21 protein-coding genes and 1 tRNA gene are annotated in these 25796 nt (G+C 71.3%); 4 read left to right on the top strand and 18 right to left on the bottom strand.

All coding sequences use genetic code 11. From position 1 onward, the window contains the following. Window positions 1-30 precede the first annotated feature (30 nt). The gene (locus ABZ464_RS23065; protein ID WP_359279503.1) at window positions 31-843 is read left to right on the top strand and encodes a DUF3097 domain-containing protein; all 813 of its coding nucleotides are present in this window, start codon (window positions 31-33) and stop codon (window positions 841-843) included. Here ABZ464_RS23065 and ABZ464_RS23060 read toward each other — a convergent pair. The 5 genes from ABZ464_RS23060 to lepA form a co-directional block, all read right to left on the bottom strand. After that, window positions 821-1399 carry a Uma2 family endonuclease gene (locus tag ABZ464_RS23060; RefSeq protein ID WP_359279502.1) on the bottom strand — a complete coding sequence of 193 codons (579 nt, stop codon included), beginning with the start codon at window positions 1397-1399 and terminating at the stop codon, window positions 821-823. The two genes, ABZ464_RS23065 and ABZ464_RS23060, sit on opposite strands and share 23 nt — an antisense overlap. Window positions 1400-1498: 99 nt before the next feature. Continuing rightward, complete coding sequence (gene hemW / locus ABZ464_RS23055; protein WP_359279501.1) at window positions 1499-2731, bottom strand: radical SAM family heme chaperone HemW; 1233 nt, start codon at window positions 2729-2731, stop codon at window positions 1499-1501. 40 nt (window positions 2732-2771) lie between these two features. Beyond that, entirely contained in the window at window positions 2772-4736 is a 1965-nt protein-coding gene (locus ABZ464_RS23050; protein ID WP_359279500.1) for a SpoIIE family protein phosphatase, read from the bottom strand. A 271-nt stretch (window positions 4737-5007) separates the two neighbouring features. Beyond that, window positions 5008-6885 (bottom strand): AMP-binding protein, encoded by a 1878-nt coding sequence (locus ABZ464_RS23045; protein ID WP_359279499.1) that lies wholly within the window; start codon window positions 6883-6885, stop codon window positions 5008-5010. Between the two features lie 200 nt (window positions 6886-7085). Then, the gene (gene lepA / locus ABZ464_RS23040; RefSeq protein ID WP_359279498.1) at window positions 7086-8954 is read right to left on the bottom strand and encodes a translation elongation factor 4; all 1869 of its coding nucleotides are present in this window, start codon (window positions 8952-8954) and stop codon (window positions 7086-7088) included. 189 nt (window positions 8955-9143) lie between these two features. Here lepA and rpsT point away from each other — a divergent pair, with 189 nt between their 5' ends. Continuing rightward, window positions 9144-9410, top strand: coding sequence for a 30S ribosomal protein S20 (rpsT, locus tag ABZ464_RS23035; protein WP_359279497.1), 267 nt, complete (start codon window positions 9144-9146; stop codon window positions 9408-9410). Window positions 9411-9629: 219 nt separating this feature from the next. Here the strand turns inward: rpsT and ABZ464_RS23030 are convergent, their stop codons facing one another. The 10 genes from ABZ464_RS23030 to leuS all read right to left on the bottom strand — a co-directional run bounded on the left by ABZ464_RS23030 (window position 9630) and on the right by leuS (window position 21618). Continuing rightward, window positions 9630-10028 carry a nuclear transport factor 2 family protein gene (locus ABZ464_RS23030; protein ID WP_359279496.1) on the bottom strand — a complete coding sequence of 133 codons (399 nt, stop codon included), beginning with the start codon at window positions 10026-10028 and terminating at the stop codon, window positions 9630-9632. Between the two features lie 67 nt (window positions 10029-10095). Then, window positions 10096-11082: a DNA polymerase III subunit delta gene (gene holA, locus ABZ464_RS23025; RefSeq protein ID WP_359279495.1), complete on the bottom strand. Its 987-nt coding sequence runs from the start codon at window positions 11080-11082 to the stop codon at window positions 10096-10098. A gap of 125 nt (window positions 11083-11207) precedes the next feature. Then, window positions 11208-11453: a hypothetical protein gene (locus ABZ464_RS23020; protein WP_358982328.1), complete on the bottom strand. Its 246-nt coding sequence runs from the start codon at window positions 11451-11453 to the stop codon at window positions 11208-11210. Between the two features lie 24 nt (window positions 11454-11477). Beyond that, complete coding sequence (locus ABZ464_RS23015; protein ID WP_359279494.1) at window positions 11478-12359, bottom strand: YceI family protein; 882 nt, start codon at window positions 12357-12359, stop codon at window positions 11478-11480. Window positions 12360-12446: 87 nt separating this feature from the next. Beyond that, entirely contained in the window at window positions 12447-13316 is an 870-nt protein-coding gene (locus ABZ464_RS23010) for an arylamine N-acetyltransferase (protein ID WP_359279493.1), read from the bottom strand. A gap of 4 nt (window positions 13317-13320) precedes the next feature. After that, window positions 13321-15897 (bottom strand): ComEC/Rec2 family competence protein, encoded by a 2577-nt coding sequence (locus ABZ464_RS23005; protein ID WP_359279492.1) that lies wholly within the window; start codon window positions 15895-15897, stop codon window positions 13321-13323. Further along, window positions 15894-16844, bottom strand: coding sequence for a ComEA family DNA-binding protein (locus tag ABZ464_RS23000; RefSeq protein ID WP_359279491.1), 951 nt, complete (start codon window positions 16842-16844; stop codon window positions 15894-15896). The genes ABZ464_RS23005 and ABZ464_RS23000 overlap by 4 nt, the downstream gene beginning before the upstream one ends. Before the next feature lie 113 nt (window positions 16845-16957). Then, a complete protein-coding gene (locus tag ABZ464_RS22995; protein WP_359279490.1) occupies window positions 16958-17803 on the bottom strand; it encodes a DegV family protein in 846 nt (281 codons plus the stop codon). A gap of 83 nt (window positions 17804-17886) precedes the next feature. Beyond that, entirely contained in the window at window positions 17887-18585 is a 699-nt protein-coding gene (locus ABZ464_RS22990) for a hypothetical protein (protein WP_359279489.1), read from the bottom strand. Window positions 18586-18729: 144 nt separating this feature from the next. After that, a complete protein-coding gene (leuS, locus tag ABZ464_RS22985; RefSeq protein ID WP_359279488.1) occupies window positions 18730-21618 on the bottom strand; it encodes a leucine--tRNA ligase in 2889 nt (962 codons plus the stop codon). Between the two features lie 435 nt (window positions 21619-22053). Between leuS and ABZ464_RS22980 the strand changes: the two genes are divergently transcribed. Both ABZ464_RS22980 and ABZ464_RS22975 read left to right on the top strand, forming a co-directional pair. Continuing rightward, window positions 22054-23355, top strand: coding sequence for a cytochrome b/b6 domain-containing protein (locus ABZ464_RS22980; RefSeq protein WP_359279487.1), 1302 nt, complete (start codon window positions 22054-22056; stop codon window positions 23353-23355). Next, a complete protein-coding gene (locus ABZ464_RS22975; protein WP_359279486.1) occupies window positions 23352-24962 on the top strand; it encodes an NADH-ubiquinone oxidoreductase-F iron-sulfur binding region domain-containing protein in 1611 nt (536 codons plus the stop codon). The genes ABZ464_RS22980 and ABZ464_RS22975 overlap by 4 nt, the downstream gene beginning before the upstream one ends. Before the next feature lie 134 nt (window positions 24963-25096). Here the strand turns inward: ABZ464_RS22975 and ABZ464_RS22970 are convergent. From ABZ464_RS22970 to ABZ464_RS22960, 3 genes are all read right to left on the bottom strand, one after another. Further along, window positions 25097-25169, bottom strand: a tRNA-Ala gene (locus ABZ464_RS22970). A gap of 102 nt (window positions 25170-25271) precedes the next feature. After that, entirely contained in the window at window positions 25272-25505 is a 234-nt protein-coding gene (locus tag ABZ464_RS22965; protein WP_003976229.1) for a hypothetical protein, read from the bottom strand. 3 nt (window positions 25506-25508) lie between these two features. Beyond that, window positions 25509-25682, bottom strand: a complete 174-nt coding sequence (locus ABZ464_RS22960) for a hypothetical protein (RefSeq protein ID WP_107103374.1) — start codon at window positions 25680-25682, stop codon at window positions 25509-25511. Window positions 25683-25796 lie beyond the last annotated feature (114 nt).

The raw sequence follows: 25796 nt of genomic DNA, 5'->3' as shown, positions 1-25796 counted from the left end.
CGGGCCGGTGCTTCTCCTATCGTCATCCGAATGCGCCAGTACTCGCCGGATCTGACCCCTCCCTGGAAGAAGCCGAAGCCCGTCCCCGAGGTCCCGGCGGAGCCCGGCCTGGTGGTGGAGGAGCCCGGCACCGGCTTCTGCGGCGCGGTGATCCGCTGCGAGGCGGGCACGGTGACCCTGGAGGACCGCTTCGGCAAGCACCGGGTGTTCCCGCTGGAGCCCCGGGGCTTCCTGCTGGAGGGCCGGGTCGTGACCCTCGTACGGCCTTCTTCCGGACCCGTACGTCCCACCCGCACCGCCTCCGGTTCGGTCGCCGTCCCCGGCGCCCGCGCCCGTGTGGCCCGCGCCGGCCGCATCTACGTGGAGGGCCGGCACGACGCCGAACTGGTCGAGAAGGTGTGGGGCGACGACCTGCGCGTCGAGGGCGTGGTGGTGGAGTACCTGGAGGGCGTGGACGACCTCCCGTCGATCGTGGCCGACTTCGCCCCCGGGCCGGACGCGCGGCTGGGGGTGCTCGTCGACCATCTGGTGCCCGGCACGAAGGAGTACCGCATCGCGCAGTCGGTGACGAGCGAGCACGCGCTGGTCGTGGGCCACCCGTACATCGACATCTGGGAGGCGGTGAAGCCGTCGTCCCTGGGGATCGCGGGGTGGCCGCGCGTGCCTCACGGCCAGGACTGGAAGACGGGAGTGTGCCGCGCGCTGGGCTGGCCGTCCGACAACACCGGGGCGGTGTGGCAGGCGATCCTGGCGCGGGTCGACTCCTACAAGGACCTGGAGTCGGCCCTGCTGGGCAGGGTGGAGGAACTGATCGACTTCGTCACGGGTAGCGGTGGGGCCTGACGTTGGGGAACGTTCCGAACTCGGTGGTGTCGAGTTCGAGTTCCAGAGCCCCCAACAGGACCGGATTGCCGAACTTGATGATCTCCTGGCTGAGGTAGTCGGCATCCTCACCCTGGCCTGTGGGCCTCGTCAGCAGGACACACTGCGCCATGATCGGGTCGACGAGGAGGTAGGCAGGGATCTTTCCCGCCGCGTAGATCGACCGCTTGACCACATAGTCCTGGTGGACGCTGGACTTCGACACGACCTCGACCACCAAGGTGATCAACTGGGACGGCACCAGATTGCCTGAGGCCGGGACCACCCCGCGCTCCAGCACCATGAGGTCCGGAATGGGCTCGCTGGCCTCACCGAGGATGTCCACATCCTGGGTCTGGAGGCGATCCCAGCGCTGCCGGGGGATCTGGTCCTGCACATCGGCAACGATCATGTTGTGCACGATGTCAGGGCTGGCCATCATCACGACTACCCCCCGAAGAAGCTCGACCTTCAGTCCCTCGGGCGGCTCGAACCCCTCGAAGAACCTGGTCACCCCACGCTCGTCCACAGCGGTCATCTCCATGGCCTCCACATCCGCCGCGTGCTGTCAGCGGCAGCCTACGAACCAGGTTAGGGAACGAACCCGCGTTCCACAGGGATTCACTCGCCGGGGTGATCAGTCCACCAGGTCCCTGACCACGGCGTCCGCCAGCAGCCGCCCTCGCAGGGTGAGCACCGCCCGGCCGCTGTCGTACGGCCCCTGCGCCAGCAGCCCGTCCCCCAGGGCCCGGCGGGAAGCCCTGAGACCCTCCTTCCGGAGCAGGTCCAGCGGTACGCCCTCCCGCAGCCGCAGCTCCAGCAGGATGCGTTCGACGCGGCGGTCCTCCTCCGAGAGGAGTTCGCGGCCGGCGCCCGGGGAGCGGCCGGCGGCGAGGGCCGTCGCGTAGGCGCCCGGATGCTTCACGTTCCACCAGCGCACGCCCCCCACATGGGAGTGCGCCCCGGGGCCCGCGCCCCACCAGTCGGCGCCGCGCCAGTACAGCTCGTTGTGGAGGCAGCGGGCCGACGGCGAGGTGGCCCAGTTGGAGACCTCGTACCAGTCGTAGCCCGCGGCCGACATCACCTCGTCCGCGATCAGATAGCGGTCCGCGTGGACGTCGTCGTCGGTCATCGGGATCTCCCCGCGCCGGATGCGCCGGGCCAGCTGGGTGCCCTCCTCGACGATCAGGGCGTACGCCGAGACATGGTCGGGCCCGGCGCCGAGCGCGGCCTTCAGGGACGCCCGCCAGTCGTCGTCCGACTCGCCGGGGGTGCCGTAGATCAGGTCGAGGTTGACGTGCTCGAAGCCCGCCGCCCGGGCCTCCGCGACGCATGCCTCGGGCCGTCCGGGGGTGTGGGTGCGGTCGAGGATCTTCAGGACGTGCTGCCGGGCGCTCTGCATGCCGAAGGAGATCCGGTTGAAGCCGCCCGCGCGGAGGGTGGCGAGATAGGACGGGTCCACGGACTCGGGGTTCGCCTCCGTCGTCACCTCCGCGTCCGCCGCCAGCCCGAACTCGTCACGGATCGCGCCCAGCATCCGTACGAGGTCGTCGGCGGCCAGCAGCGTGGGCGTACCGCCGCCGACGAAGACCGTGCGGACCTCGCGCGGGTCGTCGCCGAGGACCTTGCGGGCCAGCCGGATCTCGTCGGTCAGGGTGTCGGCGTAGTTGTCGCGGGAGGCGAGGACGCCGCCGGTGCCGCGCAGCTCGGTGGCGGTGTAGGTGTTGAAGTCGCAGTACCCGCAGCGGGTCGCGCAGTAGGGGACATGCAGATAGAACCCGAGGGGGCGGTCGGCGGCGCCGGTGAGCGCGTGCGCCGGGAGGGCGCCGTCGTCGGGGACGGGCTCACCGTCGGGGAGTGCGGAAGGCATGCCCTCCATTGTCCCGTACGACGGTCCCGTACGACGACGGTCACTCCGCCTGCAGCACCAGCAGCGCCAGATCGTCCTCCGGGGGCCGCTCGCCGAACTCGTGGACGAGCCGGCGGATGCGCTCGGCGATCAGCTCGGCGTCCAGGCCCACGCATCCGGCGAGCGCGACGGCCAGCCCGTCGCCGTCGTCGAACTGGCGGACGCCCGAGCGTCGCTCGGTCACCCCGTCGGTGACGCACAGCAGGCTGTCGCCGTGCCGCAGCTCCAGCACGTCACTGGTGTACGTCACGTCCTCGATGACCCCGAGGAGCGTCTGCGGGCGCGCGGCGGTGGCGACGGAGCCGTCCGGGCCGAGGAGCAGCGGCAGCGGGTGCCCGGCGGAGGCGAGGGTGCAGCGGACGCCGCCCTCGAAGGGGGCGAGCTCGCCGTAGAGGAGGGACAGGAAGCGGGTCTGCGGGCCGTCGCCGGGGTCGGTGGGGCCGACGAAGGCGCGGGCCGCGGCGTCGGCGGCCTCGGTGGCGTCGTCGAGGAGAAGGTGGTTGAGGCGGTCCAGGACGTCGGCGACGCCGTAACCCTCGCGGGCCAGCAGCCGCAGCCACGGGCGGGCCAGGCCGATGACGACGGCCGCCTCCGGGCCCTTGCCCTGGACGTCGCCGATGGCGAAGCACCAGCGGCCGTCCCCCGCCGGGAACAGGTCGTAGAAATCGCCGCTCGGGCCGCCCTGCTCGCGCGGCTCGTGGACGAGGGCGCTGCGCACCCCGGGGATCTCGGCGACGGCGCCGGGCAGCAGACCGCGCTGGAGGACGGCGCTGATGGTGGCCTGGCGGGCGTACTGGCGGGCCGCGCCGATCGCCAGCGCCACCCGGCGGCCGAGGTCCTCGACGAGCCCGGTGACCTCGTCGGGGAAGGCGCCGGGTCCGGCCCGTCCGATGACCAGGGTGCCGAGCGGACGCCCGCCGGCGATCAGCCGGTAGGCGAGGGCGGCACCGCGCGGGCCGAGTGCGGCGCCGGGCCACGTGAAGGGCTCGGGCCCCGAGCGGGGCGGTTCCGCGGGGCGTGGCGGTTCCTTCTCCAGGGCCCGGCGCAGCTCCTCGATACGGCCCTCGTCGCCGTGCCAGACGCGGGCCAGCCGCGGCCCGGGGCCTCCGGCCCACTCGCCCCAGCCGCCGCCGTGTCCGCTGACCTCGTCCTCCAGCCAGACGCCGCACCACTCGGCGAGCCGGGGCACGAGCAGCTGGCTGGTGAGCGCGGCGACGAGGTCCTCGTCGAGCTGTCCGGCGAGCAGGTCGGAGGCCTCGGCGAGGAACGACAGGGCGCCCCGGTTCAGCCAGTCCCCGTCCCGGCAGGAGGGCCGGGGTTCGGGGGCGAGGGCTTCGAGGAGGGGGTCGAGGGGTGCGACGGGCGAGGCGCCGTGCGTCCCGTCGGTCTCGTACGGCTCGGGGGCCAGGGGCAGCAGCCGCGCCCACACCGTCTTCGCGCCCCTGCGGTACGTCACTCCCCACGCGTCGGCGAGCGCGGCGACCAGACGCAGACCGCGGCCGTACTCCGGGGTCTCGTACGGCGTCTCGGGCGGGTTGTCGCGCGGGGCGCGGGAGGGGTGGTGGTCGCAGACCTCGACGACGACCGCGTGTCCCTGCTCCGGGTCGTCCTCCAGTCGGCAGAGCAGTTCCACATCGGTGCCGGCGTGCACGACGGCGTTGGTGACGAGCTCGCTGACGACGAGCATGACGTCCTCGGCGAGGCGCTCGGGAAGGTGCTCGGGAACGTGCTCGGGAACGTGCTCGGGAAGGTGTTGGGGCGAGTGTTCGGGAAGGTGTTCGGGAAGGTGTTCGGGAAGGTCCCTCCACTCCGAGAAGGCGGCCCGCACCAGATCCCGGGCGGCGCCCGGGGCGTGCGCGCTGCCGGCCAGGGTGGCGCGGGCGGCCGGGGGCGCGTGCGGGGTCGTGGGCGACGGCGCACCGGCGCCGAGGGAGACGGTCTCCCGCTGGGTCGGAATGGCCCCCATGCGCAGCTCCCGGGCAGTTCGGATGCCCTCAGAGTGACAGACGGATCCCGGCCATATGCGGTGAGTGATCGAAGGGGATCATGTCGGACGGGAAAGGTGCTGCGCGTGTGTACGGATGTGCTCGATGAAGGACGAAAGAAGGCCGACTTTCGAGCACGGGGACTGCAGTTGGCCTAAAAGGGGCGCGGGGCTAGTGCCGATATGCGGCTCCGCCGCGTGGGCGCGGGTGACCACAACGCACCCGCAGCCTCCCACGCGCCCCCAACCGCCCCTACGCCTCCCGCGTCCCCGCGTACATCTCCTCGATGAGGTGCTGGTACTCCCGCTCCACCACCGGCCGCTTCAGCTTCAGACTCGGCGTGATCTCCCCGTGCTCCACATCGAGATCCCGCGGCAGCAGCCGGAACTTCTTGATGGTCTGCCACTTCTGCAGCCCACCGTTGACCTCCTTGACGTATCCCTCGACGAGCGCGACCGTCTCGGGCGCGGCGACGACCTCGGCGTACGACTTGCCCCCCAGCCCGTTCTCCTTGGCCCAGTCCAGGATCGACACCTCGTCCAGCGCGATCAGCGCCGTGCAGAAGTTCCGGTCGGCGCCGTGCACGAGGATGTTGGAGACGTACGGGCACACTGACTTGAACTGGCCCTCGACCTCGGTGGGCGCGATGTACTTGCCGCCGGAGGTCTTGAACAGGTCCTTCTTGCGATCGGTGATCCGGAGGTAGCCGTCGGGCGACAGCTCGCCGATGTCGCCGGTGTGGAACCAGCCGTCGGCCTCCAGCACCTCGGCGGTCTTCTCGGGCAGCCCGTGGTAGCCCTCCATGATGCCGGGGCCGCGCAGCAGGATCTCGCCGTCCTCGGCGATCCGCACCTCCGTGCCGGGCAGCGGCTTGCCGACCGTGCCGGTGCGGTAGGCCTCGCCGGGGTTGACGAAGGAGGCCGCGGAGGACTCGGTGAGGCCGTAGCCCTCCAGGATGTGGATGCCGGCGCCGGAGAAGAAGAAGCCGATCTCCGGGGCCAGCGCGACCGAGCCCGAGACGCAGGCGCGCAGCCGGCCGCCGAACGCCTCGCGGATCTTGGCGTACACCAGCGCGTCGGCGGCCTTGTGCTTGGCGGCGAGGCCGAAGGGGGCGCTCGCGGTGCCGGTGCGGCGGAAGTTGTCCTGGGTGACCTTGGCGTACTCGCGGGCGACCTCGGACGCCCAGCGGAAGATCTTGTACTTGGCGGGGCCGCCCGCGCGGGCCTTGTTGGCGATGCCGTTGTAGACCTTCTCGAAGATCCGCGGCACGGCCGCCATGTAGGTCGGCCGGACCACCGGAAGGTTCTCGATGATCTTGTCGACGCGGCCGTCGACGGCGGTGACGTGCCCGACCTCGATCTGGCCGGAGGTGAGCACCTTGCCGAAGACGTGCGCGAGCGGCAGCCAGAGGTACTGCACGTCCTCGGCGCTGATCAGCCCGGTAGCGGCGATCGCCTTGGCCATGTACGACCAGTTGTCGTGCGGCAGGCGCACGCCCTTGGGGCGGCCGGTGGTGCCGGAGGTGTAGATGAGGGTGGCGAGCTGGTCCTTGGTGATCGCGGCGACCCGCTCCTTGATCAGCCCGGGCTCCTTCTCCAGCCGGGCCGCGCCGCGCTTCTCCAGCTCGTCGAGGGTGAGGATCCAGTCCTCCCCGGTGTCGACGCCGGCCGGGTCGAGGACCACCACATGGGTGAGGGCGGGCAGCTCGGCGCGCTTCTCGACGGCCTTGGCGACCTGCGCCGCGTCCTCGGCGATCAGCACCCGGCTCTCGGAGTCGGAGAGGATGTACGCCGATTCGTCGGCGTTGGTCTGCGGGTAGACGGTGGTCGTCGCGGCGCCGGCGCACATGATGCCGAGGTCGGCGAGGATCCACTCGATCCGGGTGGCGGAGGCGAGCGCGACGCGCTGTTCGGGCTGTACCCCCAGCCCGATGAGCCCGGCCGCGATCGCGTACACCCGCTCGGCGGCCTGCGCCCAGCTCAGCGACTTCCAGTCGTCGGGCCCCTCACCGGACGCGGCGGGCACCGGGTGACGGTACGCCTCGGCGTCGGGCGTGGCGGCCACGCGCTCCAGGAAGAGGCCCGCGACGGACGGCGGACGGTTCTCGGTCAGGGTCTGTGTGTCGCTCACGACATCCTCCGGGGCCCGCGACGGCGCGGCTGGCTCTTGCGGCTGTTGTTTAACTCGCGAGTAACTATCGAGCAGGGGATCAGGTTAAAGGGCGACCGCCCGGCACGTAAGGGGCTACGTACTGTCACTTTCTCCAGACAACACACACCGGGCCCGCCGCGCGACAGCACGGCGGGCCCGGTGTTCAGGCGTCGGAGGAGCTACTTCTTGCCCTTGCCGGAGCCCGCGGCGTCGTCGCTGCTCAGCACGGCGATGAAGGCTTCCTGCGGAACCTCCACGGAACCCACCATCTTCATCCGCTTCTTGCCTTCCTTCTGCTTCTCCAGCAGCTTCCGCTTACGGGAGATGTCACCGCCGTAGCACTTGGCGAGGACGTCCTTGCGGATGGCGCGGATGGTCTCGCGGGCGATGACCCGGGAGCCGATGGCGGCCTGGATCGGCACCTCGAAGGCCTGCCGCGGGATCAGCTCGCGCAGCTTGGCGACGAGCCGCACCCCGTACGCGTACGCGGCGTCCTTGTGGGTGATCGCCGAGAAGGCGTCCACCTTGTCGCCGTGCAGCAGGATGTCGACCTTGACCAGGCTGGAGGTCTGCTCGCCGGTGGGCTCGTAGTCCAGCGAGGCGTAGCCGCGCGTCTTGGACTTGAGCTGGTCGAAGAAGTCGAAGACGATCTCCGCGAGCGGCAGGGTGTAGCGGATCTCGACCCGGTCCTCGGAGAGGTAGTCCATGCCGAGCAGGGTGCCGCGCCGGGTCTGGCACAGCTCCATGATCGAGCCGATGAACTCGGTCGGCGCCAGGACGGTGGCGCGCACGACCGGCTCGTACACCTCGCTGATCTTCCCCTCGGGGAACTCGCTCGGGTTGGTGACGACGACCTCGCTGCGGTCCTCCATGACCACGCGGTAGACCACGTTCGGCGCGGTGGCGATGAGATCGAGGCCGAACTCGCGTTCGAGGCGCTCACGGACCACGTCGAGGTGCAGCAGCCCGAGGAAGCCGACGCGGAAGCCGAAGCCGAGCGCGGCGGAGGTCTCCGGCTCGTAGACCAGGGCGGCGTCGTTGAGCTGGAGCTTGTCCAGAGCCTCGCGCAGCTCCGGGTAGTCGGAGCCGTCCAGCGGATACAGACCCGAGAAGACCATCGGCTTCGGGTCCTTGTACCCGCCGAGGGCCTCCGTCGCGCCCTTGACCTGGCTGGTGACGGTGTCACCGACCTTGGACTGACGGACGTCCTTCACACCGGTGATCAGATAGCCCACCTCGCCGACACCGAGGCCGTCGGCCGACAGCATCTCGGGCGAGTTGGTGCCGATCTCCAGCAGCTCGTGGGTCGCGCCGGTGGACATCATCCGGATCCGCTCGCGCTTGTTGAGCTGACCGTCGATGACACGGACGTACGTGACCACGCCCCGGTAGGAGTCGTAGACCGAGTCGAAGATCATCGCGCGGGCGGGGGCGTCCTTGACGCCGACCGGTGCCGGGATGTCCCGTACGGCCCGGTCGAGCAGGGCGTCGACGCCGACACCGGTCTTCGCGGAGACCCTGAGCACGTCGTCGGGGTCGCAGCCGACCAGGTTGGCGAGCTCCTCCGCGAACTTCTCCGGCTGGGCGGCCGGCAGGTCGATCTTGTTGAGCACCGGGATGATCGTGAGGTCGTTCTCCATCGCCAGGTAGAGGTTGGCGAGGGTCTGGGCCTCGATGCCCTGGGCGGCGTCGACGAGGAGGACGGTCCCCTCACAGGCCGCGAGCGACCGCGAGACCTCGTAGGTGAAGTCGACGTGCCCGGGGGTGTCGATCATGTTGAGGATGTGCGTGTTGTTCTTGTCGTGGGTGGGAGCCCACGGCAGCCGCACCGCCTGGGACTTGATCGTGATGCCGCGCTCGCGCTCGATGTCCATCCGGTCGAGGTACTGAGCACGCATCTGCCGCTGCTCGACCACACCGGTCAGCTGGAGCATCCGGTCGGCGAGCGTGGACTTGCCGTGGTCGATGTGCGCGATGATGCAGAAATTGCGGATCAGAGCCGGGTCGGTACGGCTCGGCTCGGGCACATTGTTAGGGGTCGCGGGCACGCAGGGTCCTGTCTCTTGAGGCGCCTTGTGCCTCGGGTCGGATCGATACGTAGGCTCCATGGTCCCACGGGCGGGGACCAGGAGCCGGTTTGGGCCATTCTCGGGCCCGCTGGTAGTGTGGGCAGCTGTGTCTCATGCCCTCTCAGCGCGAGGCACCAAGGAATCCAGGAATTAGAAGAGGCTTATTTCGTGGCGAACATCAAGTCCCAGATCAAGCGGATCAAGACCAACGAGAAGGCTCGGCTGCGCAACAAGGCCGTCAAGTCCTCCCTGAAGACCGCGATCCGCAAGGCCCGTGAGGCCGCTGCCGCGGGTGACCTCGAGAAGGCCACCGAGCTCCAGCGCGCTGCCGCGCGTCAGCTCGACAAGGCCGTCTCGAAGGGCGTCATCCACAAGAACCAGGCCGCCAACAAGAAGTCGGCGCTGGCTTCCAAGGTCACGACCCTCAAGGGCTGACCTTTCTGGTCCGACCGGATCCCCCGGGATCCGAGCCGCCGGAAGGACCCAGGGCGGGCCCTCTCTCATCCGCCCCCGACCGGCACCCGAGCCCGTACGCGGCCTGCGTTCGCCACGCGGGTATGGGCTCACCGGCTTCAACCGAAGGCCCCGGCTTCCCACCCTTCCCCAGGATGGACAGCCGGGGCCTTCGGCGTGCCGGATCTTCGGCGTGCCCGGTCACATCCAGAACTGGTTCGACTTCTCCATGTCCGCGACACACTCGTCGAGGTCGCTGATCTTGTCTCCTACGATCCGGAAGACGATCCCGCCCATCTCGTCGATGTGCTTGCCGCCCCGGTCGGCGGTGAAGTGGTGCACGGACATGACATGCCCGCGGCCGTCCACGAACAGGTTGCGCAACTCGACGCGGAACGATCCGCCCGTCTCCGAGTAGAGCCGGCCGTAGTAGTCGTCGAGGACCGAGTCGATCCCCTTGTAGTCCCCGGAGAGCAGGTGGGAGCCGGGGACATGGTGGGTACAGTCCCCGGTCATCATGGCGCGCAGGGTGTCCATGTCCCCGCGCTGGAAGGCCTCGTAGCCCTCGCGGACTATTTTCGCGTGCGGATGTTCAGCCACGGCGATCGCCACCTCTCGTTGTCAGGCGATATGGGGCTGATACGCACGATTCTCCCCTGGGGAGCCCCTACCGTCCTCTGGAGCGGGCGGCCCGCGCGATCACCACGACCGCCTTCTCCAGCGCGTACTCCGGGTCGTCCCCGCCGCCCTTCACCCCCGCGTCCGCCTCGGCCACCGCCCGCAGCGCCACGGCCACCCCGTCCGGTGTCCAGCCCCGCATCTGCTGGCGCACCCGGTCGATCTTCCACGGGGGCATGCCCAGCTCCCGCGCGAGATCGGCCGGCCGGCCGCCGCGCGCGGAGGACAGCTTGCCGATGGCCCGGACGCCCTGCGCGAGCGCGCTGGTGATCATCACGGGCGCGACGCCGGTGGCCAGCGACCACCGCAACGCCTCCAGGGCCTCCGCGGCCCGCCCCTCCACCGCCCGGTCCGCGACGGTGAAGCTCGACGCCTCGGCCCGCCCGGTGTAGTACCGCCCCACGACGGCCTCGTCGATCGTCCCCTCGACGTCGGCGACCAACTGCGTCACCGCCGAGGCCAGCTCCCGCAGATCGCTGCCGATGGCATCGACCAGCGCCTGGCACGCCTCGGGCGTCGCGGACCGCCCGGTGGCCCGGAACTCCTGCCGTACGAACGCCAGCCGGTCGGCCGGCTTGGTCATCTTCGGACAGGCGATCTCCCGCGCCCCCGCCTTGCGGGCGGCGTCCAGCAGCGCCTTGCCCTTGACCCCGCCGGCGTGCAGCAGCACCAGCGTGATCTCCTCGGCGGGCGCCGACAGGTAGGCCTTCACGTCCTTGACGGTGTCGGCGGACAGATCCTGCGCATTGCGTACGACGACGACCTTGCGCTCCGAGAAGAGGGAGGGGCTGGTCAGCTCGGCGAGGGTGCCGGGCTGCAGCTGGTCGGGGGTCAGGTCCCGGACGTCCGTGTCGGCGTCCGCGGCCCTGGCGGCGGCCACCACCTCCTGCACCGCCCGGTCGAGCAGCAACTCCTCCTGCCCCACGGCGAGCGTCACCGCGGCGAGGACATCGTCATTCGCAGTCTTCCTGGCCATCGGGACAAGGATGGCACGGGGGACTGACAGTCGCGTCACGCGACTGCGGGTGCGTGGGGGCCGCTCGCGCAGTTCCCCGCGCCCCTTGGGTCGGCACACTCAGCTTCGGACCCCCAGCCCCCCGCCTACGGCTCCTCCCGCCACCCCTCCCACTCCCCCGCGAACTCGTCCAGGGCCCCCGCGTCCAACACCCCGCCCTCGTCCCGCAGGACCACCAGCCACTGCGCGTCCTCCGCGTCGTCCTCCCCCGCCAACGCGTCCCGGACGAGCAACGGCTCCTCGCGTACCCCGAACCGCTCCACGAGGGCCTCCGCCACCTCCTCCGCCGCATCACGGTCGGGCAGCACCAGCACATGTCTCACATCACTCACGGAGCCATTCTCCGGTACCGCGTCTCAGCCCTTCGGCACGATCTGCACATCCAGATCGACCCGGATGCTCGGCCCGACCACCGCGATCCCCCGCGCCAGCATCGTCTGCCAGCTGACGGTGAAGTCGTCCCGGTGCAGTTCGGTCCGCGCCCGGCAGGCCGCCCGCCTCTCGCCGCCCATGCCGTTGCCGAGCCCGAGGTACTCCGCGTCCAGGGTCACCGTCCGCGTCACGCCGTGCAGCGACAGCGCGCCCGTCACGGCCCACCGGCTCCCGCCCTTGTGGGTGAACCGCTCGCTGTAGAACTCCAGCGTCGGATACCGCTCGACGTCCAGGAAGTCCGCCGACCGCAGGTGCTGGTCCCGCATCCCGACGTTGGTGTCGATGGAGGCCGCGTCGATCACCACGTGCATCGCCGACTGCTCCATCCGCTCCGCGATCCGCACGGCCCCCGCGAAGGAGTTGAACCGCCCGTGGATCCGGGCGAGCCCGATGTGCCGCGCGGTGAACCCGATCGAGGAATGCGTCGGCTCGACCTCCCAGTCCCCCGGCGCCGGCAGCTCCGGCGGCGACGCCAGCTGGAGGGTCACGTCACCGAGCGAGGCCAGCGCGTTCTCCCCGACCGTCGCGGTCGCCCGGTACGGGGTGAACCCCTCGGCGGACACCGCCAGCCGGTACTCACCGGCCGGCACCGTCGTCAGGAACGCCCCGAACGGATCCGTCCCGCCGCTGACGACCTTGCGCCCCATCGCGTCGCTCACCGCGAACTCCGCGTTGCGCACGGGCTCGTTGACCGGATCCAGCACCCGGCAGCTCAGTACCCCGGCGTTCTCCGGGGTCTGGACCGCCGCGAGGGGACTCGTCCGTTGCACCCGGTTCGTACGGTTTCCCATCCAGCGGCCGAACATCAACGCCACCCCTGCGCGACTTGACTCCACCTGTTACCGAAGACCCATTCGATCACCGATGCGGCATTCGAGGCAACACGATCCCAATTACCCCTGCGGGCCCGCCCCTCCCGCGCTCACCTCCGGCACCTGCTCCAGCACGATCCCGAACCGCTCCCGATACACCCCGAGCACCTCCTCGTCCGTCACCAACTCCCTTTCCGTGCTGCCTCCTTCGGGTGCCGTCACCTTCAACCGCCGCCCGCTGAGCGTGATCCGCCCCCCGTCCTCGGTCACCCGCGAGCAGACCAGCGACCGCGTGAAGTGCGACTCCGGCGAGGTGCTGTGCCACCAGGCCCCGGCCACGAAGTCCCCGAGCACCCTCGGCCTGACCTCCAGCCGGTACTGCGGAGAGCCGTCCCGTACGACGTCCAGATCACCCGTGCCGGTGCCGGTACCGGTGCCCTCGGCTTCGGCTTCGGCTTCGGCTTCGGCGATCCGGAACACCCCGCCGGGATCCTTCTGTTCGCCCCGGTCCGCCCAGCGGAGCGGATAGTGGCTGTGCGCCCCGAACCCCACGTCGGCCAGCCATGCCCCACCGTCCGCCGGGCCCACCCTGAGCGCCATGTGGTCGTACGGGATCCCGAGCCGCCCCTGGTCCCCGCACACCCGCGCCGCCAGGAACGTCACCTCGAACCCGAGCGCCGCCAGCAGCGCCCCGAACGCCCCGTTCAACTCGTAACAGAACCCTCCTCTCCGCTCCTCGACGACCTTCTCGACCAGCCGCCGCTCCTCCAGCACGATCCGCTCACCGAGCTGGACCGACAGGTTCTCGAAGGGCACGGTCAGCAGATGCCTCAGATGGAGTTCGCTCAGGGCCGCGGCCGTGGGGCGGGGCGGGCGCCCGACCCCGAGGCGGCGCAGATAGCCGTCGACCAGCCGGTCGTCCAACCCGGCGTCCAGGTGTGTGGAATCCATGCCCTCAGTCTCGCGCCACCCGCAGCGACCCGGCCATGCCGGCGACCGCCAGCGCCCCGTCCCGGTCCGTCCGCAGCACCACGGCGCCTCCCGCCTTCAGCGCCGCGACCGTACTGGGCGCGGGATGTCCGTACGGGTTCCCCGCCCCCGCGGAGATCAACGCCAGCCGGGGCGCCACCGCCCGTATGAGGTCCGGATCCTGGTAGGCCGAGCCATGATGGGCCACCTTGAGCACATCCACCCGCCGCACCGACCCGCCCGCCGGTGACCGCAACAGCGCCCGCTGGGCCGGGGGTTCGAGATCGCCCAGCAGCAGCATCCGCAGCCCGCCCGACCGTACGAGCAGGGTCACGCTCGCGTCGTTCGGCCCGTCCGGCTCCGGTGCCGGGCCCGGGGGCGGCCACAGCACCTCCCAGTCGAGCGGCCCGGCCCGCCGCCGCTCCCCCGCCACGGCCCGCAGCACCGGAATCTGCCGAGCCCGCGCCTGATTCCGTACGAACCCCACCTGGTCCAAGGGCTCCTCGAACCCCGTCGTCTCGATCGCGCCCACCTCCCGTCCCCGCAGCACCCCCGGCAGCCCGGCCACATGGTCGGCGTGGAAGTGGGTCAGCACCACGAGCGGCACCCTGGTGACGCCAAGTGCGCGCAGACACCGGTCGACCGGCTCCGGGTCCGGCCCGGCGTCCACCACCACTGCCGTGCCCCCGCCCGCCGCCAGGACCGTCGCGTCGCCCTGCCCCACGTCACACATCGCCAGCCGCCAGCCCGGCGGCGGCCAGCCCGTGAGCACCCGGGTGAGCGGCGGCGGCCGCACCACGGCCAGAAGGAACAGCGCCCCGCAGACCGCGCACAGCCACGGCCGGCCCGGCAGCCGCCTGCCGAGCAGCAGCACCGCCGCCGTGACGAGGGCGAGCAGCAGCGCCCCGGCCCAGCTGCCGGGCCAGTCCACTCCTGCACCGGGCAGCGCCGCCCCGGCCCGCGCGATCCGCGCGATCCAGCCGGCCGGCCAACTCGCGCACCAGGCCAGCGCCTCGGCCATCGGCATCGCCACGGGTGCCGCCGCCAGCGCCGCGAAGCCCAGGACGGTCGCGGGCGCCACCGCGAACTCCACGAGGAGGTTGCACGGCACGGCCACCAGGCTCACCCGCGCCGACAGCACCGCGACGACCGGCGCGCACAGGGCCTGCGCCGCTCCCGCCGCCGCCAGCGCCTCCGCGAGCCGCGGCGGCACCCCGCGCCCGCGCAGCGCGGCACTCCAGCGCGGCGCCAGCGTCAGCAGGGCGCCCGTGGCGAGCACCGACAGCAGGAAGCCGTAGCTCCGGGCCAGCCACGGGTCGTACAGGACCAGCAGCAGGACCGCCGTCGCCAGCGCCGGGACGAGGGATCTGCGGCGGCCGGTCGCGAGGGCGAGCAGCACCACCGCCCCGCAGGCCGCGGCCCGCAGCACGCTCGGGTCGGGCCGGCACACCACGACGAAGGCGAGGGTGAGCGCTCCGCCGAGCAGCGCGGTGGCCCGCAGGGGGATGCCGAGGCGGGGCGCCAGGCCACGGCGTTCGACCTGCTGGGCCAGCCCGGGCGGTCCGAGGAGCAGGGCGAGGACGATCGTGAGGTTGCTGCCGGACACGGCGAGCGTGTGGGCGAGGTCCGTCTCCTTGAAGGCCTCGTCCAGTTCGGGTGTGATCCGCGCGGTGTCCCCGACGACCAGCCCCGGCAGCAGCGCCCGGGCGTCCGTCGGCAGTCCGTCGGTGGCCTCCCGCAGGCCGGCCCGCAGCCGGCCGGCCGTCCGCTGGACCGCCGAGGGCTCCCGCACGACCCGCGGCACCCCGGGGCCGCGCACCCGCAGCACCGCCGCGATCCGGTCCCCGCCCGTCAGCGGCGGAGCCAGCCGCCCCGTCACCCGCACCCGGGTGGACGGCAGCAGCCGCAGCCACGGCGACGCCCCGGCCGCCACCCGCCCGGCCGCCCGGACGTCCACCAGCATCAGCACCGGCGCCCGCGTCGCGACGACCTCTCCCTGCGGCCCCTCGACCTCGCGCACCTCCGCGTCGATCATCACGGAGTCCGGGACCGCGTGGTCCCCGCTGACCCGGGGCCGGGTGAGCCGTGGGTCGGAGGTCAGCTCGACCTCGGCGGTCACCGTCGCGTGCGTGCCCGCCAGCTCCGGCACCGGCCCCCGCCGCAGATCGGCCCCGTGCAGCCCGGCCGAGGCCGCCGCCGCGGCGACACAGAGCAGTGAGGCGGCCACCGTGAACCGCGTCCGGCCACCGCGCGGGCTCCGCGCCACCAGCAGCACGACGGCCCCGGTCAGACAGCCGAGCACCAGACCCGCCACGACCCCCGGCGCCGCGTGCAGCGCGAGGGCCGCCGTGGCCCAGGCCGCCGCCGCGGGCGGCACCAACCGCAGATCCACCGGCCCCTCCTGCCGTGGATGGGCGTCCCCCAGCCGCTTGCCGGAAGCGGCGTGGACGGGGCGGCGAGGGTGTGCGGCGGAGGCGTCGTCGGGCCGGGCGTCGTGGGGCCGGGCGTGGTCGGGCGGGGCGTGGTCGGGCGGGGTGGTCTCCGTTTCCTCCCCGGCCCTCATGGCCGTACGAGGTTCCGTAGATCGGCGTAGCGACGCTCGCCGATGCCGTTGACCTCGCGCAGCTCGTTCACCGAACGGAAGCCGCCGTGCCGGGTGCGGTAGTCCACGATGTGCTGGGCCAGCACGGGGCCGACGCCCGGGAGGGTGTCGAGTTGCTCGACGGTGGCGGTGTTGAGGGCGACGGGAGCCGAAGGCCCGGCCGCCGCCCCGGGTCCGGCCGGTCCCGCCGGTCCCGCAGCCGTCGGGGGCGCGGGTCCGCCGACGACGACCTGTTCGCCGTCGACGAGGAACCGGGCGCGGTTGAGTCCTTCGGTGTGCGTCCCCGGCCGCACCCCGCCGGCCGCGCTCAGCGCGTCGACGACACGTGAACCGGCCGGAAGACGATGGATGCCCGGCTTGCGGACCTTCCCGCTGACGTCCACCACGATCTCGGCCCCGGGCGCACCGGCCGGCGGGGTGGCCTCCGCCGCCGCCCTCTTCCCCTCGAAGGGAGCCGCCGCCCGCACCACCTCCGGGGGCCTCACCGGCTCGGCCCCGCCCGTCCAGAAGTGCTGTACGGCGAAGCCGACGGCGACGACCAGCACCACCGTCAGCGCGAGCGCGCCCCCGCGTTCCATCCCGCAGCGCGTCTGCACCCACACCGGCATGCGCTCCCGCAGAGCGGGCCCGAACCGCTCCCATCGGCCGCCGGCACGGCCCCCGTCGAGCGCCGTCGGCTCCGGCTCGGCGGGTGGCCCCTCCCGATCCGCACCGACCTCGTCGTCCTCGGGCCGGGTCCCGTCCGCGCCCCGAGCCGCGAACAACACCTCCGCCCGTCGGCGCAGTTCGTCTGCCGAGGCATGCCGCATACGGCCGTCCGAACCGGGAGCCCGGCCGGGGCCGCTGGTCGCGTGGGTGGTGCGCGAGTGGGTGTGTGAGTGGGTGCGTGAGCGTGATCGAAGTGCCATGTCCTGAGGATCGGACACTTCGCCAGATCGCGATGATCTTGCTCAATTCCCGTGGATTACCGTCCGGTTGTGGATAACTCCGCCACCCGTACGGGGTGTGGAAAGGAAGCTCCTTACCGCGGCGAGACCACAACTCCCAGCAACCCGGGCCCGGTATGCGCCCCGATCACCGCGCCGACCTCGCTCACCTGGAGGTCCGCCACCCCGGGCACCCGCGCCCGCAGCCGGTCCGCCAGCGCGGACGCCCGTTCGGGAGCGGCGAGATGGTGGACGGCGATGTCGACCCGGGCGCTGCCCGCCCGGTCGGCGCCCAGCTCCTCCAGGCGGGCGATGGCCTTGGACGCCGTACGCACCTTCTCCAGGAGGTCGATGCGGCCCGCGTCCAGCTGGAGCAGTGGCTTCACCGCGAGCGCCGAGCCCAACAGGGCCTGGGCGGCGCCGATCCGGCCGCCGCGGCGCAGATAGTCGAGGGTGTCGACGTAGAAATAGGCGGAGGTGCCGTCGGCCCGTTTCTCGGCGGCGGCGACCGCCTCGTCCACGGTGCCGCCCGACTCGGCGGCCTCGGCCGCGGCGACCGCGCAGAACCCGAGGGCCATGGCCACCATGCCGGTGTCCACCACCCGCACCGGCACCGGCGCCTCCCGTGCCGCGACGACCGCCGCGTCGTAGGTGCCGGAGAGTTCGGCGGACAGGTGCAGGGAGACGATTCCGGTGGCGCCCGCCTCGGCGGCCCTGCGGTAGGTCTCGGCGAAGAGTTGGGGGCTGGGGCGCGAGGTGGTGACGGGGCGTCGCTTCTGCAGCGCCTGGGCCAGGGAGCGGGTCGAGATCTCGGTGCCCTCTTCCAGGGCCTCGCCGCCGAGGACGACGGTCAGGGGCACCGCGGTGATGCCGTGGCGCTCCATCGTCCCCTGCGGCAGGTAGGCCGTTGAATCCGTGACGATCGCGACATGGCGGGACATGAGCTGGAGGTTACCTGGCGTAGCGCGTGGACGGCAGCCCGGCCCCTCTCGCCTGGACAGGCCTTGACCGAATCCGGTACGGATCACATACCGGACGCTTCGGGGCGAGGCTTCTTCTGCCAGGGGTAGGTGGGTCGCGGTCCGGTCGGGTCGATCGCGGGACGGGCCGGCTCCTGTGCGGCGCGTGTTCCCGGTGTCTCCGGTCGGGGGTGCGGCTGGGGGGTCTGCGGGGTGTCTTCGGTGGTCCAGTGCCGCAGGGCGCCGGCCTCGACGTCGATCTGGGCGCTGAGGCTGTCGAGGTCGTCCTCGGCAAAGCGGCGGGCGCGGTCGCGGGCCGCCCAGCGCAGGGAGTCGGCCGAGCCCGTGATGCGCTCGGTGCGCTCGCGCAGCGACGGCAGCCGCTCGGCGAGTTTGGCCCGGTCGGGCTCTGACTCCAGCCGCTTGAGCTCGCTGTCCAGTTCATGGCCGTGGGCGCTGAGCCGCTGGAACAGTCCGAGGGACTCTCTGAGGGACTCGTCCTCGGCCACGCCCGCGTGCAGGGCGTCCTGCGTGGCCCGCATCGAGGTGCGCAGTCCGAGCCTGAGCTGGGCGATCTCGCCAACCGGTCCCGGCTGGGCGAAGGACTTGGCCCGCAGGGTGTGGTCCTCGACCGTGCGGCGGGCCTGGCCGATGGTGCGGTCCACTCCGCGCTTGGCGGCGCCGACCGCCTTCACCGTCGCGTAGACGCCGAGCACCGTGAGCAGCACGAACAGCAGGGCGACGACTGCGATCACTGCTTCCACGAGCTCCTCCTACGGCGGTCCGCTTCCCTCAATCCGTTCCCCATCAAACGGTAAACGAGACAGGCAGGCCCGGAGTTCCAGCAGAACCCCGAACCTGCCCGTACCCGACCCCTAGGGGATGGCGATCAAGCCATGGCCGGCGGACTACGCCGGAACGATGTTCACCAGCTTCGGCGCCCGCACGATCACCTTGCGGATCCCCGCCCCGTCCAGCGCCTTGACGACGTTCTCGTCGGCCAGGGCCACCTTCTCCAGCTCCTCGTCGGAGATGGCCGGGGACACCTCCAGGCGCGCCTTGACCTTGCCCTTGATCTGGACGACGCAGGTGACGCTCTCGTCCACGACGTACGCCGGGTCGGCGACCGGCAGGTCCTGGTGGACGACCGAGTCGGTGTGGCCCAGCTTGCGCCACAGCTCCTCGGCGATGTGCGGGGCCAGCGGGGCGACCAGCAGCACCAGGCCCTCGGCGACGGTGCGGGGCAGCGCCCCGCCCGCCTTGGTCAGGTGGTTGTTCAGCTCGGTGATCTTGGCGATGGCGGTGTTGAAGCGCAGGCCCTCCAGGTCTTGGCGCACTCCGTCGATCGCCTTGTGCAGCGCCCGCAGCGTGGGCTCGTCGGCGTCGGTGTCGACGACGGTGACCTCGCCGGTGGCCTCGTCGACGATGTTGCGCCACAGGCGCTGCAGCAGCCGGTACTGGCCGACGACCGCGCGGGTGTCCCAGGGGCGGGAGACGTCCAGCGGGCCCATCGCCATCTCGTACAGCCGCAGGGTGTCGGCGCCGTACTCGGCGCAGATCGCCTCCGGGGTGACGGAGTTCTTCAGGGACTTGCCCATCTTGCCCAGCTCGCGCTTGACGGGCTCGCCCTCGTGGAAGAAGCCGCCGTCGCGCTCCTCGATCTCGGTGGCCGGCACCGGGAAGCCACGGCTGTCGCGGTAGACGTAGGCCTGGATCATGCCCTGGTTGAACAGCTTGTGGAACGGCTCGGCGGACGAGACGTGCCCCAGGTCGTACAGGACCTTGGACCAGAAGCGGGCGTACAGCAGGTGCAGCACGGCGTGCTCGGCGCCGCCGACGTACAGGTCGACGCCGCCGTGCGGCCGGCCCTCGCGCGGGCCCATCCAGTAGCGCTCGATCTCGGGGTCGACGAGCCGCTCGCTGTTGTGCGGGTCCAGGTAGCGCAGTTCGTACCAGCAGGAACCGGCCCAGTTGGGCATGGTGTTGGTCTCGCGGCGGTACGCGCGCGGTCCACGGCCGTCGCCCAGGTCCAGGGTGACGTTGACCCAGTCCTCGTTGCGGGACAGCGGGGTCTCGGGGGAGGTGTCGGCGTCGTCCGGGTCGAAGGTGCGCGGCGAGTAGTCCTCGACCTCCGGCAGCTCCAGCGGCAGCATCGACTCGGGCAGGGCGTGGGCGACGCCGTCCTCGTCATAGACGATCGGGAAGGGCTCGCCCCAGTAGCGCTGCCGGCTGAACAGCCAGTCGCGCAGCCGGAAGTTGACGGTGCCCTCGCCGATGCCCTTGCGGGCCAGCCACTCGGTGATGCGGGCCTTGGCCTCGGCGACGGGCAGACCGTCCAGGGAGATGTCGTCGTTCGACGAGTTGATGATCTTCGCGTCGTAGGACCCGAAGGCGCTCTCCCAGGTGGCCGTGTCGGTGCCGCGGCCGTCGGTCGGCTCGACGATGCAGACGATCGGCAGCTCGAAGGCGCGCGCGAACTCGAAGTCGCGCTGGTCACCGGCCGGGACGGCCATGATGGCGCCGGTGCCGTAGCCCATCAGGACGTAGTCGGCGATGAAGACGGGGACCTGCTCGCCGTTGACCGGGTTGGTGGCGTACGCGCCGGTGAAGACGCCGGTCTTGTCCTTGGCCTCGGCCTGCCGCTCGACGTCGGACTTGGAGCCGGCCTGGGCGCGGTAGGCGGCGACGGCCTCGGCGGGGCTGGCGTACCCGCCGGTCCACACGTCGTGGGTGCCCTCGGGCCAGGCGGCCGGGACGAACTTGTCGACCAGCGGGTGCTCGGGCGCCAGGACCATGTAGCTCGCGCCGAACAGGGTGTCGGGGCGGGTGGTGAAGACGGTGATGTGCTCGCCGTCGATCGGGAAGTCGACGCGGGCGCCCTCGGAGCGGCCGATCCAGTTGCGCTGCTGCAGCTTGATGGCCTCGGGCCAGTCCAGCGCGTCCAGGTCGTCGAGCAGGCGGTCGGCGTAGGCGGTGATCCGCATGTTCCACTGGCGCAGCTTGGCCTTGAAGACGGGGAAGTTGCCGCGCTCGGAGCGGCCGTCGGCGGTGACCTCCTCGTTGGCCAGGACGGTGCCCAGGCCGGGGCACCAGTTGACCGGCGCGTCGGAGGCGTAGGCCAGCCGGAAGCCGCCCAGGACGTCGGCGCGCTCGGTGGCGGTCAGTTCGTTCCACGCGCGTGTGTCGCCCGGGACGCCGCGCTCACCGGACTCGAACTGGGCGATCAGCTCGGCGATCGGACGGGCCTTGGCGGCCTCGTCGTCGTACCAGGAGTTGAAGATCTGCAGGAAGATCCACTGGGTCCACTTGTAGTAGTCCGGGTCGATCGTGGCGAACGACCGGCGCTTGTCGTGGCCCAGGCCCAGCTGGCGCAGCTGGGACTTCATGTTGGAGATGGCGGCCTCGGTGGTGACCCGGGGGTGCTCGCCGGTCTGCACGGCGTGCTGCTCGGCGGGCAGGCCGAAGGCGTCGAAGCCGAGGGTGTGCAGGACGTTGTGGCCGGTCATGCGCTGGAAGCGCGCGAAGACGTCGGTCGCGATGTAGCCCAGGGGGTGGCCGACGTGCAGGCCCGCACCGGAGGGGTACGGGAACATGTCCATGATGAACTTCTTGGGGCGGGCGGCGACCGCCGGGTCCCCGGCCAGGTCGCCCGTGGGGTTGGGCGCGGCGTAGGTGCCCTCGGCGTCCCAGAAGTCCTGCCAGCGTGCCTCGATGTCGGCGGCCATGGCCGCCGTGTAGCGGTGTGGCGCGGCATCCGCCGGCATGCCAGTGGCGGCAGCGGGGTTCGTCTCGCTCATGATCCTCAAGGCTCCATCGATCGTCTCTGCCGACTGCTGCGGCGTCCCGGACTTCCCGGGCTTCCCGGAAACGAAAAATCCCCTCGCACAGGAGGGGACGCCGCGCCGATGCCGAACCGTCCGGTCCACCGGCGTTCGGGACTGATCAGCGCGGCTCGCTAAGCAGAAGGCGTACGGCACGCATGGCGCTAGGGTACCGCAGGGGTTGAGCAAGCTGCGACGGACTTACGTATGACCTACGGACACCGGGCACACCCGGCCGAAGTTGAACAAAGGTCAAGGATTACTTCGCGTAACAGCAGCTAAAGGGACATCGTCCCGCCCAGATGGTCACTTGATAACAACGCAATAACTCAAACCTCGTACCCATCGGTATGGAGCCGCTTAGAGTTCGGCAGCGGGACCGCTTTCCCGAAACTGCTCGGAGTTGCCCCCATGAACCCTCTTCTCAACAACAGCTCGATCCCCAAGCCCGGCCGATCGGCCTACGGGGTGGCCTCGGCTGTCGTCCTGGTCCTCATACCGGTCGTCGTGCTCGCCGGTGGGGACCAGGTCCAGTCCTTCCTCAACTTCGGCGCGGGCGTCCTGTCGCTGGTGTGCCTCACCTGCTCGGTCATCTGGGGTCTGGTCGCCCAGGACCGGCTGATCCTCAACACCCGCCAGCGCATCATCGCGCAGGGCATCCACCGGGTGACCGCAGTCGGCTCGATCGCCTTCCTCCTGGTGCACGTCACCGTCAAGATCGCGCTGGAGCACACCGTCCTGCTCGCCGCGCTCATCCCGTTCTCCCAGGGCGTCACCGGTATCGGCTTCCTGATCGGCCTCGGCTCCACGGCCGGCCTGCTCATGATCTTCGTGGGCATCACCGGCGCCCTGCGCAACCAGTTCGCCGCCCCGGCCGAGGTCGCCGCCCGCTGGCGCGCGATGCACATGCTGGCCTACCCGGCCCTGTGCGCCGCCCTCATCCACGGCCTCTACGCGGGTCGCGCCGCCAAGCCGTTCTTCATGATCTCGTACCAGCTCTGCCTGGTCGGCGTCATGGCCGCGCTGCTGCTGCGCGCCGCCCCGCGCGAGTTCAAGCGCGGGGTCGCCGACAAGATCACCACGATGATGGGCACCCAGGACCGCTACGCCATGGAGGGTCTGGAGGCGAACCGCGCGCGGATGGCCGAAGGCGACTACGAGCGTCCCTCCCGGCCCTCCCGGGCGGCGTCCAGGGACGAAGGCCGGGACACCGGCCGAGGCAACCCGCAGACCTCGTCCCTGTTCGGCATGCCGGCCGGCGTGGACGCCGGGGGCGGCGGATACGCCGCCGCCTACCGCTCCGCCAACACGCCCGGCGGGCAACAGCCCTATGCGGGAGCGGCCGATCAGACCGCGCGCATGAACATGCAGGACATGCAGGCCACCACCGCGATGCCGCGCATGGACACCGGTGGCAGCACCTCCGGCAGCTGGCCGATCCCGTCCCCGCCGCCGGTCGGCGAGGCGCCCCCGTCGGCGTACGACCCCATGCAGGACACCGGGTTCAACATCCCCGTCTATGGCAATTCGGGCAACCCGGGGTACGGCGGGGGTGATGTGTACAACACCGGTGAGACGAATGCCCAGTACGGCGCGTACAACTCGAACGACACGTACAACAGCGGTCCCGCCAGTGCACCATCGCCCGGAGCGTCCACGGACAATCCGGGTTCGGGCGAACCTTGGAACACGCCTTCCGGAGGCTATAGGTGAACGAGGCCCTGCCCGACGTCCCAGAAGTCCGCGTGGTCGGCCTTCCGCAGCTCACGTCGGGCTTCGACCTTGTCGAGAGACTTGACCTGCCCATGCACCTCAAGGTGCACGGGCCGCTCGAACCCATGGGCGGGGAGAAGCTCGCGCAGCTCTCCGAACGCATCAATCTCAAGGGACGCGGCGGCGCGGGCTTCCCGTTCCACAAGAAGCTGCGCTCGGTCGCCGACGCGGCGATCAAGCGCGGCGTCCGGCCGGTCGTCGTCGTCAACGGCAGTGAGGACGAACCGGCCTGCCGCAAGGACACGGTGCTGATCAACCGTGCCCCGCATCTCATCCTCGACGGCGCGCTGCTGGTCGCGGAGGCGCTGGGTGCCCGCACGCTCGTGGTGGGGGTCACCCGGGAGTCGACCGAGCGCTCCATGGAGGCCGCCCTCGCCGAGCGGGGCCTCGGCACCGGCCGCCGCTCGGCGCTCAAGGCGTTCGTCCAGCGCAACCCGATCCGCATGGTCACCGGCGCGGCCGCGTCGCTGGTCCGCTCCATCGACGGCGGCCCGGCGATCCCGCCCGGCCGCAAGACCAGCGCCTCGCAGAGCGGCGTCGGCGGCGCGCCGACCCTGCTGTCCAACGCCGAGACGTTCGCCCAGCTGGCCATCGCCGCCCGCATCGGCCCCGAGCGTTACGGCAACACCGGCCTCTACGACGAGCCGGGCACCGTCATGCTGACGGTCTCCGGCGCGGTCGCGCGCCCCATGGTGATCGAGGTCCCCACGGGCGTCCCGCTGCGGTACGTCCTTCAGCTGGCCGGCGCCCCGCCGGTGCCGCAGGGTGTGCTGACGGGCGGCTACCACGGCAAGTGGATCGACGCGGCGACGGTCAACGAGGCCGTCGTCTCCCGCAACTCGCTGGACGCGGTGGGCGGTGCGCTGGGCGCCGGCGCGATCCTGCCGATCAGCCAGGAGACCTGCCCGCTGGGCGAGTCGCTGCGCGTGGCGCAGTGGCTGGCGGACGAGAGCGCGGGACAGTGCGGTCCCTGCTACCTCGGTCTGCCGGCCGCCGCGCGCGGCATGGAGGACATCATCAACGGCGGCGGCCCGGCCGCGCTGGAGGCCCTCAAGCAGGTCGCCAAGAACGTCAAGCGGCGTGGGGCGTGTTCGCACCCCGACGGCTCCGCGATGTTCCTCGAGTCGACCATCAAGGCGTTCACCGACGACCTCGCGGCGCATGTCCTCGGAAACGGCTGCGGACGGCCGGTGGAGGGCGTTCTCCCCCTCTTCGAGGAGGGCATGGCCCCGGCGGCCCTCACGAGCGGCGGCGCCCCCCAGGACGCCGGCGACAGCCGTCAGAAGATCTTCGTCGACTGGACCCTGTGCCGGGGCCACGGTCTGTGTGCGGACATCCTCCCGGAGGTCTTCCAGTTGGGCGCCGACGGCTTCCCGACCGTGGCCCAGGCGAAGGTGCCCCGGTACGCGGAGGCGAAGGCGCTGCGCGCGGTACGGCGCTGCCCGGCCCTCGCCCTGCGCCTGGAGGAGGACACGCGCGGCTCCGCGCCCGCCAAGAACCTCCCGGTGCTCTCCCAGGGCCGCGGCCGGCGCGCGCTCGGCCGCTGACCGCCCCCGCATCCGGAAGGGGCCGCCTGGAAACAGGCGGCCCCTTCGGCGTCGTACGAGACATTACGAGACATTACGGGACATAAAGAAAGATCCCGCCGAGTCCGATTCGACCCGGCGGGATCTTTCTGCTGTGGAGCTAAGGAGAATTGAACTCCTGACCTCCTGCATGCCATGCAGGCGCTCTACCAACTGAGCTATAGCCCCTTGCTTTGCTCCGCCCGGTTTCCCCGGCGACGACGCCAACATTACACGGTCCGGGGGGTGGACCACCAAATCGTTTCCGTTCTGTCCATTTTGGCCGGAATGTCAAGCAGTGACGAACGAATAGAACCGCTTGAGCGTGCAGTGCTCCTCGAGCAGCCGCCCGTAGATCGGCTCGCCCTCCAGCTCGCGGTACGTCTCGATGGGGTCGCCCTTTATGATCAGCGCCCGGGCGCATTCCTCGCACCAGTACTGGTAGTCGGGGTTGACCGGCTCCATGTCGCGGACGATCGGGGTGCCGCTGCCGCACCAGTCGCACTTCCGCCTGTGTGCACCCATGAATCAGCTCCAGCTGTGGCCGCAGGCCGTGCACACGTAGGAGATCCCGCCGTTGTCGCCGAGAACCTGGGCCACGAACGCCGAACCGCAGGAAGGGCAGCTGAGCCGGGTGGCCTTGCCCCGTGTCAACGCCGCTCCGGAGAGGTGGCCGACCTCTCCGAGGATGCTCGCAGGCATCGCTACTCCCTCCCGTCGGGCCGCGCCCCCTTCCGGCCGTTTGATTCTGCCACGGCCGGGCCAATACGGTCAGCGACGCCTCAGTACCAGTCCGGACACGGCGGCGCCTCCGCA

This window comes from Streptomyces sp. NPDC005820 (assembly GCF_040630255.1).
Classification (GTDB): Bacteria; Actinomycetota; Actinomycetes; order Streptomycetales; family Streptomycetaceae; genus Streptomyces.
The sequence above is the reverse complement of the archived record's forward strand: the minus strand, read 5'-3'. Positions and strand labels throughout refer to the sequence as shown.